General features: G+C 66.0%; 15 protein-coding genes. 10 read left to right on the top strand and 5 right to left on the bottom strand.

What is annotated here, in order from left to right; genetic code table 11:
* The first annotated feature begins 61 nt into the window (after window positions 1–61).
* Window positions 62–886: a DUF1684 domain-containing protein gene (locus ACFVJ5_RS05755; RefSeq protein WP_379218712.1), complete on the top strand. Its 825-nt coding sequence runs from the start codon at window positions 62–64 to the stop codon at window positions 884–886.
* Window positions 883–1,926 carry an LLM class flavin-dependent oxidoreductase gene (locus ACFVJ5_RS05750; RefSeq protein ID WP_379218711.1) on the top strand — a complete coding sequence of 348 codons (1,044 nt, stop codon included), beginning with the start codon at window positions 883–885 and terminating at the stop codon, window positions 1,924–1,926. Before ACFVJ5_RS05755 ends, ACFVJ5_RS05750 begins: the two co-directional genes overlap by 4 nt.
* Window positions 1,927–2,117: 191 nt before the next feature.
* Here the strand turns inward: ACFVJ5_RS05750 and ACFVJ5_RS05745 are convergent, their stop codons facing one another.
* Window positions 2,118–3,179 carry an LLM class flavin-dependent oxidoreductase gene (locus ACFVJ5_RS05745; RefSeq protein ID WP_379218710.1) on the bottom strand — a complete coding sequence of 354 codons (1,062 nt, stop codon included), beginning with the start codon at window positions 3,177–3,179 and terminating at the stop codon, window positions 2,118–2,120.
* 25 nt (window positions 3,180–3,204) lie between these two features.
* Entirely contained in the window at window positions 3,205–4,275 is a 1,071-nt protein-coding gene (locus tag ACFVJ5_RS05740) for an acyl-CoA dehydrogenase family protein (protein WP_379218709.1), read from the bottom strand.
* 461 nt (window positions 4,276–4,736) lie between these two features.
* On the opposite strand from ACFVJ5_RS05740, the gene ACFVJ5_RS05735 reads away from it, so the two are divergent.
* A complete protein-coding gene (locus tag ACFVJ5_RS05735) occupies window positions 4,737–5,945 on the top strand; it encodes an LLM class flavin-dependent oxidoreductase (protein ID WP_379218708.1) in 1,209 nt (402 codons plus the stop codon).
* Window positions 5,946–5,955: 10 nt separating this feature from the next.
* Window positions 5,956–7,320 (top strand): NtaA/DmoA family FMN-dependent monooxygenase, encoded by a 1,365-nt coding sequence (locus ACFVJ5_RS05730; protein ID WP_379218707.1) that lies wholly within the window; start codon window positions 5,956–5,958, stop codon window positions 7,318–7,320.
* 90 nt (window positions 7,321–7,410) lie between these two features.
* Here the strand turns inward: ACFVJ5_RS05730 and ACFVJ5_RS05725 are convergent, their stop codons facing one another.
* The gene (locus tag ACFVJ5_RS05725; RefSeq protein ID WP_379218706.1) at window positions 7,411–8,526 is read right to left on the bottom strand and encodes a serine hydrolase domain-containing protein; all 1,116 of its coding nucleotides are present in this window, start codon (window positions 8,524–8,526) and stop codon (window positions 7,411–7,413) included.
* 125 nt (window positions 8,527–8,651) lie between these two features.
* Here ACFVJ5_RS05725 and ACFVJ5_RS05720 point away from each other — a divergent pair, with 125 nt between their 5' ends.
* The 5 genes from ACFVJ5_RS05720 to ACFVJ5_RS05700 all read left to right on the top strand — a co-directional run bounded on the left by ACFVJ5_RS05720 (window position 8,652) and on the right by ACFVJ5_RS05700 (window position 12,063).
* The gene (locus tag ACFVJ5_RS05720; RefSeq protein ID WP_379218705.1) at window positions 8,652–8,861 is read left to right on the top strand and encodes an LD-carboxypeptidase; all 210 of its coding nucleotides are present in this window, start codon (window positions 8,652–8,654) and stop codon (window positions 8,859–8,861) included.
* A gap of 107 nt (window positions 8,862–8,968) precedes the next feature.
* Window positions 8,969–9,538: a GNAT family N-acetyltransferase gene (locus tag ACFVJ5_RS05715; RefSeq protein ID WP_379218704.1), complete on the top strand. Its 570-nt coding sequence runs from the start codon at window positions 8,969–8,971 to the stop codon at window positions 9,536–9,538.
* A 589-nt stretch (window positions 9,539–10,127) separates the two neighbouring features.
* Window positions 10,128–10,556: an acetyltransferase gene (locus tag ACFVJ5_RS05710; protein ID WP_379218703.1), complete on the top strand. Its 429-nt coding sequence runs from the start codon at window positions 10,128–10,130 to the stop codon at window positions 10,554–10,556.
* Between the two features lie 65 nt (window positions 10,557–10,621).
* A complete protein-coding gene (locus ACFVJ5_RS05705; RefSeq protein WP_379218702.1) occupies window positions 10,622–11,773 on the top strand; it encodes a glutamate--cysteine ligase in 1,152 nt (383 codons plus the stop codon).
* Between the two features lie 38 nt (window positions 11,774–11,811).
* Entirely contained in the window at window positions 11,812–12,063 is a 252-nt protein-coding gene (locus tag ACFVJ5_RS05700; protein ID WP_379218701.1) for a three-helix bundle dimerization domain-containing protein, read from the top strand.
* Window positions 12,064–12,088: 25 nt separating this feature from the next.
* On the opposite strand, the gene ACFVJ5_RS05695 is transcribed toward ACFVJ5_RS05700, so the two are convergent.
* Window positions 12,089–12,910 carry a class II glutamine amidotransferase gene (locus ACFVJ5_RS05695; RefSeq protein ID WP_379218700.1) on the bottom strand — a complete coding sequence of 274 codons (822 nt, stop codon included), beginning with the start codon at window positions 12,908–12,910 and terminating at the stop codon, window positions 12,089–12,091.
* A 235-nt stretch (window positions 12,911–13,145) separates the two neighbouring features.
* On the opposite strand from ACFVJ5_RS05695, the gene ACFVJ5_RS05690 reads away from it, so the two are divergent.
* Complete coding sequence (locus ACFVJ5_RS05690; protein WP_379218699.1) at window positions 13,146–13,862, top strand: phosphodiesterase; 717 nt, start codon at window positions 13,146–13,148, stop codon at window positions 13,860–13,862.
* A 29-nt stretch (window positions 13,863–13,891) separates the two neighbouring features.
* On the opposite strand, the gene ACFVJ5_RS05685 is transcribed toward ACFVJ5_RS05690, so the two are convergent.
* The gene (locus ACFVJ5_RS05685) at window positions 13,892–14,323 is read right to left on the bottom strand and encodes a hypothetical protein (protein ID WP_379218698.1); all 432 of its coding nucleotides are present in this window, start codon (window positions 14,321–14,323) and stop codon (window positions 13,892–13,894) included.
* Between the last annotated feature and the right edge of the window lie 373 nt (window positions 14,324–14,696).

The following is a 14,696-nucleotide window of genomic DNA, read 5'->3' as shown; positions in this document are numbered from 1 at the left end:
CTTGCGTTCGTGCTGAGCACAAGTCTGTTCGTCGGCGGTGGTGTCGGGTTGTATCGATGCCATGGCAACACAGGAGACCCCGGTCGCCGAGGTAGACAGTTTCACCGCCGAATGGCAGCAATGGCATCGTCAGCAGGAGGCGCGCCTGGCCGACCGGCACGGATTCCTGGCCATCACGAACCTGCACTGGCTCACCGAAACCCCGGAGCGGTTCACCGATGCGCCCGGCACCTGGTCCACCGGTGTCGACGGTGTTGTCGTGGTTCTCGACGAGGGCGAGGAACTGGTCGTGGAGGGGACGCCGGTGCGCGGGCGCTACGAGTTCGGTGCGATCGCCGAGCGCGACGGGGTGAACGCTGTGTGGGGTGATGCGGTGATCGAGGTCGCGCGCCGTGGTGGCAACGACATCGTCCGCCCTCGGCACCCGAACAACCAGTTGCGCACCGCTTTTCGGGGGACCCCCACGTTCGCGCCGGACCCGAAGTGGGTGGTGACGGGTCGCTATGTTCGCTTCGAGCAGCCGCGACCGACCACCGTCGGCGCCTCGGTCGAAGGGCTCGAGCACGTCTACGACGCACCGGGACAGGTCGAGTTCGACATCGACGGTCAACCGCTGCGGCTGACCGCGTTCCCCGGCAGGAACCCCGGCGACCTGTCGGTGCTGTTCACCGATACCACTTCGGGAGTCACCACCTACGCCGCGAATCGCATTGTGCAGGTATCGACTCCGGCCGCCGACGGCACCGTCGTGCTCGATTTCAATCGGGCGGTCAACCTGCCGTGCGCCTACACCGATCTGGCGACCTGCCCGCTGCCGCCCGCCGAGAACCGGCTCCCGATCGCGGTCGAAGCTGGAGAGAAGATCCCCTACGAGCGCCAGGCATGAGCGCACCGCGCATCGACACATTGGCGTTCCTGACGCCGGGCAACTACCTCGACGACGACCCGTACACCGGGTTGGAGGACACGCTTCAACTGTTCGAATTCGGGGAGCGCGTCGGCTTCGACGGTGCCTGGATCCGGCAGCGTCACCTCGAGCACGGCGTGGGTTCGGCGGCGGTCTTCCTGGCCGCCGCCGCCCAGCGCACCAGCCGAGTGGAGTTGGGCGCCGCGGTCATTCCGATCGGCTACGAGAGCCCGTTCCGGCTGGCCGAGGACCTGTCGCTGGCCGATGTACTGTCCCAGGGTCGATTGCAGCCCGGTTTCAGTGCTGGCACCCCACCGCACGCCGATCTCATCGGCGACCTGGTCTTCGATGGTGACTGGCGCAGTTTCGACCTGTCCTACGGCCGCGTGGCCCGCCTGCTCGAGAACCTGCGCGGCGACTACCTCGGCGACGCCGACACCGTCATCCACTCGCCCGGCAACACCCAGCGTCCCCGCCTTCAGCCACACAGCCCCGGCCTGGCCGATCGTGTGTGGTACGGCGGCGGGAGCATCCGATCCGTGCGCTGGACCGCGGAGAACGGACTGAATCTGCTCAGCGGCAATGTCGTTTTCGGCGACGCCAGTGACGATTTCACCACCTCCCAGCTGACTCTGATCGCGGACTATCGACGCCTGATCGATCCGGCTCGACCCGCCCGCGTGGCGGTGGGACGCGTGATCGTGCCGTTCGACAGCGCCGACCACGCGACCCGCGAGCGCTACCGCGCCTACGCCGCCAGCCGCCACGACCGCACCCTCGGCCCGCAGGGCGAACGCCGAATCCTGTTCGCGCCGGACATCGTCGGCACCGCCGAGCAGATCCTGGAACAGCTACGAGCCGACCCGATACTTGCGCAGACCTCTGAGCTGCGCCTGGAACTGCCCTACGAATTCCACCGTGAGGATTACGAACAGATCCTGCACGACACCGTGCACCTGATCGCTCCCGAACTGGGCTGGAAACCCTCGTTCACGAATGCGTCGCCTACGTCGGCGTGACCAGCCGCAATAGAAGTCGCTGCCAGAACACGGAAATCGCGGAGGAGGAAGGGATTACGTCTCCCTCCGCGATCACCGACGGGTTAGGCGGCGCGTCTACGCAGGGCGAGAGCAAGCCCGCGGCGAGCGGGCCATAGGTGATGACGCCGAGACCGTACTTGCGGGCGGATCAGCAAGGACGGCGGCGGCACTCACTCTCCGAGTAGCGGCAGCAGCTGGGAACCCTGACGCTCGATCTCGCGCAGATACGGGGTGTCGGACAGCACGAAATGGGTGATGCCGAGATCGCGGTATTTGCGCAGCGACTTCGCCACATCCTCGGCGGAGCCGACCAGCCAGGTGGTGCCCGCGCCGCCGCCACCGTATTTGCCCGGCGCGGTGTAGAGATTGTCGTCGAGCACCTCGCCGCGCGCGGCCAGATCGAGCAGACGCTGTTGCCCGACGGCGGTGCGGCGGTGCGGATTCGCCGCACCCTGGCTGCTTTTCGCCATCTCCGCGACCTTCGCCTCGGCATCGGCCCACGCCTGCTCGGTGGTGTCGCGAACGAAAGTCGTGATGCGCAAGCCGAATTCGAGCGGCGCGTGCTCACGGCCCAGCTCGGCGCTCAGCGCGCGCAACCGTTCGATGCGCTCACGCACACCTTCGAGCGGCTCACCCCAGAACAACTGGACATCGGCCTCGGTCGCGGCGACCCGCTCCGCAGCCTCGGAGGCGCCACCGAAGTACAGCGTCGGATGACGGCGGTCGCCGCGCGGTTCGATGCGGGGCACCACCGTGGAGTCGGTGACCTGGAAGTGCTCGCCGCGGTAGGTGACGTTCTCCTCGGTCCACAGTTTGCGGACGAGCTGGAGGAACTCCTTGGTGCGGGCGTAGCGGTCGGCCTGGTCACCCTCGCTGTCGCCGTAGGCGGCCAGGTCGTCCTTCCCGGAGACGATATTCACCCGCACCCGACCACCGGAGAGGTGATCGAGCGTGGCCGCGGCGGAGGCGAAGTTCGCCGGACGCCAATAGCCGGGCCGGATCGCGATGAGGGGCTCGAAGGACTCGGTCCGCGCCGCCAGCGCCGCGGCGACGGTGAGAGTGTCGGGGCGGCCCCAGCCGGTGCCGAGCAGCGCGCCCTTCCAGCCGTGCGCCTCCAGCGCCTTCGCCTGGGTGGTCAGCGTGTCCAGGCTGTTGTGGTCGGCGGCCACGGGTTCGCCGCGGTGACCCGGCGTGACCTGATTGGGGATGTACCAGAGGAATTCGAGACTCATGTTCGGTGGTTCCGTTCGGTGGTGATCAGCGGGCCAGCGCAGCGAGCTGGGCGCGACGGACATCGGTGGTCTGGCCCTGGACCAGGACGAAGAGGACGGAGCGGGCGTGTAGTTGCGCGGTATCGTCGCCGCTGAGGCCACGGCCGGATCTGGCGATGAGCAGCGCGCGGCTGATCGCCGAGAGTGCCTCGCCGCTGGCGACTTTGGTGGCCAGGCGCTCGTCGAGGCGATGCGGTCCCTCGCCCGCGGCCGTGGCTTCGTCGGCGAGCGCGTACGCGGTGGAACGGATCTCGGCGACGCGGGGGCGCCAGGTCGCCGCGACGTCGGCGGCCAGCGGCACAGTGCTGCGCTCCAGCTCGGTCAGGATTGTCTCGGCGAGGCCGAAGTGGTGGGCTCGCGCGTCGCTCGCGGTGCCGGTGTCCGCGACGCGCGCTCGGTCGAGACTCTGTGTGGTGAGAACGTTGGCGTCGGGGACGAAGACTTCGTCCAGGTGCACGCGGGCCGTTCGACTGCCCGCGACCGCACCGAGTTCCAGCGGTCCGGTGCTGCGGGTTCGTTCCCCGACCGGAACGAGCGCGGTGACCACGGTTTCGGTGTCGGGTTCCACAGCGGCCACGGTGAGCGCCGAATTGAGTCCCCACCCGCTGACCCAGGACAGGGTGCCGTCGAAGATCCAGCCGTTGGCAGCCTTGCGCGCCGCGACATAGTGATCGGGGAACCGCCTCACATCGCTGACCCCGGCACCGAGCAGCAGCTCACCGCGCAGAATCCGCGCGGCCAGCGCCGATACCGGGGCATCCGCCGCGGCGATGCGCCCGGCCAGCGGCGCGTGCTGCGCCCAGACCAGCCAGGTGTTGAAGCAGGCGCCCGCGATGATCTCGTGCACGCGGCGGTCGGTGTCGCGGTCGATCGCGAGCCCACCGAATTCTGTGGGCGCGAGGTGATTGAGCAGACCGAGGCCGCCCAGTTCGTCGATCCGATCCGCGAGCACCCCGGTGCGGTCCGCCGACAATGCGGCGGGTCTCAACACCTGCTCGGCGTAGTCGCGCACTCGGACGAGGAATTCGTCGTTCGAGTTGTCGTGCGCTGCGTTCACGTCGAAAGTATCGACCCGAACAGCGAGCGAAAGCCGTTATCCACCCCCGCTTTATCCCGATCAGCACCGACTCTACCTGCGCATACAGGTGGTAACCGGAGATAAATTCCCGCAGAGCGAGAAGTCGGTCAGACGCGTGCGACGACGAGGATCTACCAGTGGAAACCGGCGCGGGCAACGATGCGGCATCCCTTCGATGCGCGAGAGTTCGGTGCGCGGCGTTCGACCTGCTCCAGGGCGACCGCCTATTTCCTGTCGATCGGGCTGAATTCAACGCTTGACGTCGCCACAGCGGACCGGTCGAGTTCACCCTGCCACCCCCGCCGGCCACCCGTGATCGTTGCCGACATCGCGGTGCCGCCCGTACTACGACCGCGGCACTCGGACTCGGCCAACAACCCGGTGCCCGGCATCGGGCGTTGCACCAGGCACCGTTCACCGAACCACAGAAATGGCAGACGATGGCACCGAAACCACTGCACCTGGGTGTCGCGCTCGACGGCGCGGGCTGGCACCCGGCCGCCTGGCGAGCACCGAACTCGCGGCCCACCGAATTGTTCAGCGCCCGATACTGGACCGACCTGGTCGGCACCGCCGAGCGTGGTCTGCTCGACTTCGTCACGATCGAGGACAGCCTGCGTGTGCCCGGTCCGCTGCACGCCCGCGGCGACGATGCCGTAGACCAGGTCCGCGCCCGGCTCGACGCACATCTCATCGCCGCCGCGCTGGCCCCGATCACCCACCGCATCGGACTCATCCCCACGGTGACGACCACCCACACCGAACCGTTCCACGTCTCCACCGCCATCGCCACCCTCGACCACACCTCCCGCGGCCGCGCGGGCTGGCAGGTTCGAGTCTCGGCCGGCGCCGAGGAAGCCCAGCACTTCGGGCGCCGCGAGATCACCGACCCGATGCCCGCCGAGTTCGCCGACATCGTCGCGACCGGCAAGCTCCCCGACCACGCCGAAGCACTGTTCGAGGAGGCCACCGACGCCGTCGAGGTGGTGCGGCGACTGTGGGACAGCTGGGAGGACGGCGCCGAGATCCGCGACGTCGCCACCCGCCGCTTCATCGACCGCGACAAACTGCACTACATCGACTTCGAAGGCCGCTTCTTCAGTGTCCGCGGTCCCGCCATCACCCCGCGCCCACCGCAGGGTCAGCCGGTGATCACCGCACTCGGCCACGCCACTCGCATCTACGAATTCGCCGCCGCGGCGGCCGATCTCGTCTTCGTCACACCCACACGCGAGCACGGACCGGCGGAAATCCTGCGACAGGTCGCGACCGCCGCCGCGACCAGGGTGGGCGAACCACTGCGGGTCTACGCCGACCTGGTCGTCTTCCTCGACACCGACGACGACACCGGCGCGCAACGCCTGGCCCGGCTCAACAACCAGTCCGGTGCCGAATTCGCCTCCGACGCGGCCGTTTTCACCGGCAGCGCCGAGGAGCTCGCCGATTTGCTCGCCGACTGGGACAGCCAGGGCGTCGACGGGTTCCGGCTGCGTCCCGGTGTCGCGGTCGATGATCTGGCCGCGATCGCGGGCCGACTGGTGCCCGCCCTGCAGCATCGCGGATTGTTCCGCACCAGCTACCCCGAGGGGTCCCTGCGCGGACTGCTCGGTCTGTCGACCACCGTGCCCAGCCGTTACGCCAGAGTGTGAGGTCCCACCGATGAGTACACCCCGTAAGCAGGTCATCCTCGGCGCCTACCTCGGCGGCGTCAACCATCACACCGCCTGGTGGCACCCGCAGGCGGGCAGCCAGATCGATTTCAGCTCCTTCGAACACACCGCGCGCACCGCCGAACGCGGCAAGTTCGACTTCTTCTTCCTCGCCGAAGGTCTCATCCTGCGTGAACGCGCGGGCCAGATCTTCGACCAGGACATCATCGGCCGTCCCGACACCTTCGGCGTGCTGGCCGCCATCGCCTCGGTCACCGAGCACCTCGGCCTCGCGGGCACGATCAACGCGACGTTCAACGAGCCCTACGAACTGGCCCGCCAGTTCGCGACCCTCGATCACCTCTCCGGCGGACGCGCCGCCTGGAACGTGGTCACCTCCTTCGACGCCTTCACCGGTCAGAACTTCCGCCGCGGCGGTTTCCTCGACCCGGCCGACCGGTATGTGCGAGCCGAGGAGACGCTGAACGCTGTTCGCGCCCTGTGGGATTCGTGGAACGCCGACGACATCGTCGCCGACAAGGACAGCGGGCGATTCCTGGCCAGACCCGATGCCGGTGCGTTCGAGTTCCGTGGTCGGCAGTTCGACATCTCCGGCCGGTTCACCGTGCCGCGCAGCCCGCAGGGCAGGCCGGTGATCCTGCAAGCCGGTGTCTCACCACAGGGCCGCGATTTCGCCGCGGCCAATGCCGACGCCATCTTCTCCCCGTACGGCAAGCTTCCCGAAGCCGCGGACTTCTATCGCGACATCAAAGCTCGCGCGGTGGCGGCCGGGCGCTCGGCCGACGACATCAAGATCCTGCCGTCGGCGAGTTTCGTCCTCGGCGACACCGAAGCCGAGGCGATCGAGAAATACCACGCCATCCGCAACGAACAGGTCACCGGACAGACCGCGCTGATCTTGCTCGAACAGATCTGGAACCGGGACCTGTCCGGCTACGACCCGGAGGGCCCGATCCCCGACATCGAGCCCGATCCCGACGCACCGCCGTTCATCCAGGGCCGCGCCTTCCTGCACCAGGACCGCTTCGGCACGGTCAAACGTTTGCGCGAGATCTCCGAGGCCAAGAAACTGACCCTGCGCGAAACGGTGATCGACCAGTTCGAGCGCGGCCCGATCGTCGGAACACCGGCCCGAGTCGCGGAGAAGATCGACGATTTCGTCAGCAGCGATGGCTCCGACGGTTTCATCCTAGGTTCCCACCTCGTCCCGACCGGCCTGGACGAGTTCGTCGACCGCGTGGTTCCCCTGCTCCAAGACCGCGGCGCCCTGCGCACCGAGTACTCCGGAACCACCCTGCGAGACAACCTCGGCCTGCCCGATCTCCGATCGGCCGCCGTTCGCGTCGATGCCTGAGTGATGGTGCTGCTGTGGGCATCTCGTGTCGGTGCCCACAGCAGACCGTCCCCCACCGAGCCGTCACGGGGAGAGGACTTCGACGCAGGCCTAGGGTGCCGAGCAGGCGGCAGCGTCCAGAGCGCGCGAACCTTCCTGGTAGCGGTCATCCATCAGGTCCTGGTTGAGGGCGATGGTTATCGCGCCGCCTGTGGTGAGGACTACCCCGTCGTAGGTCACCGTGCCCGAGAGACCGCCGGTATGGCCCCAGAGCTCGTTGCCGCACGACATAGTGATTCGCGCCAAGCCGAGACCGTAGGCCCATTTGCTGTCCACGCCGGTGGGCCGGACGTTCTTCATCTCCGCCAATTGCGCGGGTGGGAGCAGCTTTCCGTCCAACAGGGCGATGAAGAAGTGGTTCAGGTCCGCGCCGGAGGCGACCATCGCACCGGCCGCGCCGGCCCACGATACGTTCTGACTGGTGTAGTCGACTTGTACGCCACCGATTTCGGTGTAGCCCTTCGGATGTGGGCCACGGATGTCGACTTCATCAGGACTCGGGTAGTAGGTGTTGCGCAAGCCGAGAGGCTCGATGATGCGGTGGGTGATCTCAGTGCCCAGCGGACTTCCGGTGATCTTCTCGATCACCATCCCGGCGACGGCGTAGTTCGTGTTGGAGTATGCCCATTGCGCACCGGGCTCGAAATCGGCGGGCGCGGTGAGCGCGTTGCGGACCGTTTCGGCGATATCCGTTGTCCCCCATCGGACTTGCTCGGTGAGACCCGCGACCTGGCCGGGCTTGGGCGGCGTCCCGAACTCGGCCGCATATTCGGGCAGTCCACTGGTGTGCTGCAACAGGTTCCGGATCGTGATCCGATCGCCGTCGATGCCCGGCCCGCGCACCACTCCCGGCAGATACCTTTCCACCGGCGCATCCAACTCGACCTTGCCCTCGGCCACCAATTGCAGCATCACGGTGGCGACGAACGGCTTGGTGTTGCTGGCTATCCGGAGCCGATCGTCATCGGCGAACGGCCTGCCGGTAGCCAGGTCGGCCACACCTGCGGCGACTGTCCAGGTATGCCCTTTGTCGGTGATCACCGCCTGAGCTCCCGGATAACCCTGTTGCACCGCGCTATTCAGCGCAGCAGTGATCTCTGCCCGTCCAGCTTCCGTGACATCAGGCGAAGTGTCCACGCCGCACGACGTGGTTATCAAGACCGTCATCCCCAGCATCGCAAGTTTCATCCGCATCCCATGAAACTAGGGAGAACCACCAGCTACGAGAAGCCTGCCGACTCCCCAAAACCTGGTAGTGCTGCCACTACCGGTGACTACGCACGGCGCGGTCATTGCCTGATCTCAGGGCACTCGATTACGACGCGATCCGCGCCGACCCGAAACCTCTTGTCGGATTCAGCGACATCACCTACCTACATCTGGAGATCTGGCAGAACTGCCGAGTCCCTGGCGTCCATGACTGCCTAGCAGGCAGGCAATCGACCGAAACCGTTCTCCATCTGCTGACCAGCCCGCAATCGACCGCCAACTCACCCAGCTGATCCGATACGGAGCTTTAGAGGTATCCAAGCATTTGCCCTGGGAAGGTTTCACGGGTTCTAGGACTACAACGGGCAAATTGACAGCCTTCGAGGGGGACAATGCTGGCATGCCCGAGTTGATGTCGGCTGTGGTCGATCCCGCTACGTTCGCCACCGACCAGCCCACGTTCACCGCAGCCGACGGGTTGACGCTGCGACCCTGGACCGACGCCGATGCGCCCATTGTCTACGAGGGATTCCAAGACCCCGCGATCCGTCATTGGCATGTTCGGTCCGCCGAGTCCATCGAGCAGGTTCGCCAATGGATTTGCGGATGGCGCTCGGCTTGGTCCAGCGGCAACGGTCAGTGGGCAGTCACCAGCAACGGAGAAGTCGCCGGACGCATCGGATTGCGGCAGTCGGACCTCACCGAGGGCGTCACCGAGCTCGCCTACTGGACCCTGCCCGCCCGGCGTGGGCACTCCATCGCGCCACGCGCTGCAAACATGCTGACCCGGTGGGCTTTTCACGACGTCGGATTCGATCGGATCGAGCTCACCCACTCGGTCCACAATGTGCCATCGTGCCGGGTCGCAACCAAATGCGGATTCCCCTTCGAGGGCACATTGCGTGGAGCCGGCCGCCACAGCGACGGCCGCCACGACATGCACCTCCACGCCCGACTCCGCACCGACTGATACCGGCTCGGACAGCGCCGTGCCTAAGGGCAGCAGGCGTGACGCAGCACCGGGCCGATGCCGATCAGCGAGAGCACGCGGGGCGGGACAGCCCAGCGGCCTAGTCAGGACTGGGCGGCAGCTGATCAGTCTGTTCGTGGTCAAGGTGCCCAAGTCGACGATCGCAGCCTGATGCCGGTTCGGCCCCTCCTGGCGTGGTTCGGCAACGATCAGACGAAAGTGCTCACTCTCCTTACCCGACCCCAGACATTCGGCGTAAATGCCAATAGTGCCGCGGATGCCGCATCCCGTTGAGCCGTGTCTTGTTAAAAGGAATCCGCTCCGGTAAACTCTGAGCAAACCAACGAATGCGGATGCTGCAGCCCCGCAGATAATTTCACTGGGCATGCGATCCTCGATGATGCACCACGGCACCGAGCGAACAGTCGCGCACGGAGGTGAACATATCCTCATCGCGACTACCAACCCCACGTGGTCCACTGACAAACGGATTCGAACAAGTAGAAGTTTCCGACAGGACCTGCATCCATTCAACGGCGTATTGTCCGGTGTCGAGTGGGCGGTCCTCAGCATCACCGAGGAGTCGACCATGACCGGCAACCCGTCACCGGTACACAATGCCCCCGAGGAAGAGCCCTTCCAGCGGGAAGCCGTCGTCGAGGGGATATCCATCGCGGCCGCGTTCATGCTTATCATTTTGGCGGCGGTTTCCATTCTGCAGGGTATCTCCGCGATCGCCGACGACAAGTTGTATGTCGCCGGAATCGAATACGTCTACGAGTTCGACACCACGACGTGGGGCTGGATTCATGTCGTCCTGGGCGCCCTCGCGCTGATCTGTGGCGTCGGACTCGCGATCGGATCGACGTGGGGCAGGTACGGCGCGCTGGGAATCGCCGCACTGGTCATCATCGCGAACTTCATGTCCCTGCCGTACTACCCGGCATGGTCCATCGTGATCATCGCGCTGAGTGTCGTGATCATCTGGGCTGTCTCCACCTGGCGACCCGAACGCTGAGTCCTCGTCGGATCTCTCCCCGATAGCTCGTCTACCGGTGGGCGCGGCGCCGACCAGGAGGAACGATGGCGTCCCTGTCGATCGACCAACGCGATCGGTTGCACCGCAACGATATCCGCGCGTTCACCGTCGGCGTCGAGGAAGAGTTCGTCCTGATCGACCCGGCCAGCGGACGGCCTTGCCTGACCAGCGCCACCGTCGCGGCAGTCGAGACCGACATCGAATTCCAGCTGGAACTCTCGCAATGCCAGATCGAAACCTGCACCCCCGTTTGCGCCAGTATCGAGGCGCTACATCGCGAGGTTCGGCGGGCCAGGGTCGCGATCGTCGACGCCGCGGCTCGGTCCGGCTCGTTTCCGCTGGCCGTGGGCGTACCGATCTGGGGGCCGCCTGCCGGTTCCATGACCGACACGCCGAGATACCAGCGCATGGCCGAACACTTCGGGACGTTGGCCGAGCAGGTGACCTGCGGTTGCCATGTCCATGTCTGCGTCCCCGAACGCGACCTCGCGGTGCAGGTCAGCAATCACCTGCGTCGTTGGCTGCCCGCACTGTTGGCATTGACTGCGAACTCCCCCATCACCCAGGGCATCGATACCGGGCACGCCAGTTGGCGCCACATGGTGTGGGCGCGGTGGCCCAGCGCGGGCCCACCACCGTATTTCCGGTCAGCCGCGCACTACGACGACATCGTCGCCGGACTCGCCGAAGACGGACGAATTCTCGACCCCGCGATGGTCTATTGGGATGTGCGATTGTCCGCTCACCTGCCGACAATCGAGATCCGGATCAGCGACGTACCCGCGACCGCCCTGGAAACGACACTGCTGGCGAGTCTGGTGCGGGCCCTCGTCATCACCTCGGTCGCCGCCATCGGCCGTGGCCACCTCGCCGTTCCGATCGCCCGGACGCACCTGCGCTCAGCGTGCCGCTACGCCGCCCGCGACGGGCTCTCCAACACTCGATTCCCCACCGCCATCGCGCGTCGCGGGGACAGCCGCCATGCCCTAATCCAATTGCTCAGCCACGTCCGGTCCGCCCTGGAGGAATCCGGTGATTACGAATTCACCCACGACGCGCTGGCGATGGTCCTCACCAGCGGCAACGGCGCCATCCGGCAGCGCGGTGCCCTGCTGGCCGGTGGCCCCGCGAACGTCTTCGCTGTGCTCTCACGGCTGACCGTCGAGGGGTGCGAAGCCCAATTCCCAGTGGACTAGATGACACGACCGGCGAGGTACGAGCGAGCAGGCGGTGGATGATGCGCAACGACAACGAATCTGTGCAGATCGATCAGGTGATCGAACGCCTGATCGCCCGTTTCCCGGCGAAATCACCGGCGGCGATCGAGCTCCTGGTTCGCCGTATTCATGAGCGATTCGCCGGCGCTCGTGTTCGCGATTTCGTTCCGCTGCTCGTCGAGAAGGCCGCCTTGCACACTGTCGGCGTCTTTCCGATCGAGGTCACCGGCGAGGACACCCACAGCGCCGAGACGATGGCTACGATCTAGGTTCCACCGATCTGGATACGACGGCTCAGACCGGTGAAACGGGCTCGAACCCCAGGAGTTCGTCCGCCCCGGCCCGCACGATTCCGGCACACGATTCGGGGACTTCGTTCCACGCGCCGGGGAGGTCACGCAGCGGTTCGGAAACCACGAAACGGGTGTGGTCGCCGAGGCGGTGCAACACTTCCACCTCGGGGTGCAGAGCGCGCAGTTGAGCGATCTTCGTCGAGAAGAACAGCGATCTCGACTGGCGTTCACTCGAGTAGCGGAATACCCACAGCGACTTTCCATCGGTCGTCGCTACCGTCATCTGGACCGGATTCTCCACCTGGTGCGCGCGACCGACATCTTCGACGAATCCGACCGCGCGAGCGACCGCACCGAGCGGATCCTCGGTGAGACCGAACGTCAACGCCAAATAGAACAGTGTTTCCGAATCCGTCGATCCTTCGAGGTCGGGAAACAATGCCGGGTCGATCGCGGTGACCAGGTCGCGCCGGACCTCGCGAAAGCCACGCAGTGCTCCGTTGTGCATCCACAGCCACCGCCCGTGCCGGAACGGATGGCAGTTGCTGCGCTGTACCGGCGTTCCGGTCGACGCGCGGATATGGGCGAACAACAGCGGCGTACGGATCTGGCCGGCGACCTCACGCAGATTTCGGTCGTTCCACGCCGGTTCGATGCTCTTGAACACCGCGGGTTCCGCACCCTCCCCGTACCAGCCGATTCCGAAACCGTCACCATTGGTCGTCGTGGCTCCGAGTCGGGAATGCAAACTCTGGTCGATCAACGAGTGCTGCGGCGTGAACAACAGTTCTTCCGCGAGAATCGGCTCCCCCGCGTACGCCATCCATCTGCACATATATCCATTCAAGCAGACCGGATCGCCAATGTTAAGGAGCCGATCACGACTGTATTTTCGATTTCGCCGCAAGGAATTTCGGGTCTCGGCAGCCGACAGCGATTGACAGCCGTCGCCGGGGGTAGGCACACCGTATGGAGCTCGCCGCGACATCTTTCCCGTCAACGCCGACGGCGACCGAGGCTGAGCACCACCCCACAACCGTGACAGGAGACCAGCGCCGATGATCGATATGCACCGTGTCGCCGAACTACCGAACACTGTTGTCCGTACCACCTTCCAGACCGGGGCTCGGTTGCGGCACGCACGGGTGTTCCACCCACGCGGCGTCCGCCTCGCGGGCCGATTTCACGCCACCAGCGCCTACGAGCCCTGGTTCGGCCCCGGCGACCGAGCGGTCATCGCCCGGCAGTCGAAAGGCATCGGCAGCCCCGGCGGCGTGCCCGACGTGCTCGGGCTGGCATTTCGGGTACTCGATCGCGACGAACATCCCTGGGACTTCGCGCTGGCGACCACCGGCCGCAGTGCGATGGGCCGGTTCGTCATCACTCCCGCTCGCTCCTGGGCCACGGCCCGTTTCGGCACGCTGCTGCCCTACCGATTCGCCGACGCGTCACCGGTCTGGCTTTTCGCCGAACCGCTCGACACCGACGACCTGCCGAATACCGCGTCTCTGCGAGCCCTCGACGATCACCTCGACGACCAGGTGATCCGGTTCTCGATCACCGCCGATGGAATCGGCCGCCCACCCGAAGTCGTCGGCGAACTCGACCTCAGGCGAGCCGCGCCGGGCGAATACCGCACCGACTTCTTCGATCCGATTCTCAACCATCCTGCCGACGTCGCATTGATGCCTCGCGTGGTGAACTGGCTGCGTGAAAGCGCCTACACCGGAAGCCGTCGCGGCCGCACCGACGACGGCACCCAGCCCGCGACCTGATCGGCTCGTCGGTCACAACCCTGGTCGCGTCAGCTCGGACGTGAATAGAAGTGGATTGTGGCGAACTGAGGGTCCCGAACGATCGTGACCTGGGGATAGTCGGGGCTGATATCGCCATAGGGCGAGCTGGCGAACCATTCGATCGCGTTCGCGCAATCGAACTTCCATCCGTTGGCGCTGCGCTGGGGCGTCGGCTCGAATCCCAACCGCTCGGTCAGTTCGGCGCAGGTAATCTTCTGCAGCGGTTGGGTATACGTCGAATCAGTGTGAACCGCCCGGTGATCCGGGAAGTGTTCCGCCGGCGCGACGTAGCTGCCTGCATAGCCGCACATGCCCGCCAACGGTGGACACCCGAATCGCCGCATGCTGACCAGCTCGAACGAGTCGGGTATCCAGATACTCTGCCGTTCCATGACCCGTCGCGCCTCCTCGACGGAGAGATCCTTGTCCAGTTTCGGCATGACGACAGTGGCGGCGCACCCCCACAGGAGCGCTCCACACGTCACAAGCGTGAGGACTGACCAGAACCACCGCAAATTCGAGCTTTGAGACACGACCTTCTCGCTTGTCAGTGGACACGTAGCCGGTTCGAGGCGGGAAAGTACTCGAAGGTGCCCTGGGCGCCGATCGCGACAAGCTTACGTCGCTGCGGGATCGGACCGACGGCTCGCAATCGCCTTGCCCGGCCGCGGTGGTCGGCTCGCTCGACGAGCCCGGACTGGTCCAGCCCGAGGAATGTTGCCAGGTCGACGTGGCACGAGCGGCACAGCGTCGCTCGGCCACGCCGACCGGCGTGCCACTCGGGCGCTGCGCAGTCAGCCACCGAGCATCAGT

The sequence above is a fragment of the Nocardia sp. NPDC127606 genome (genome assembly GCF_042671725.1).
Taxonomy (GTDB): Bacteria; Actinomycetota; Actinomycetes; order Mycobacteriales; family Mycobacteriaceae; genus Nocardia.
The sequence above is the reverse complement of the archived record's forward strand: the minus strand, read 5'-3'. Positions and strand labels throughout refer to the sequence as shown.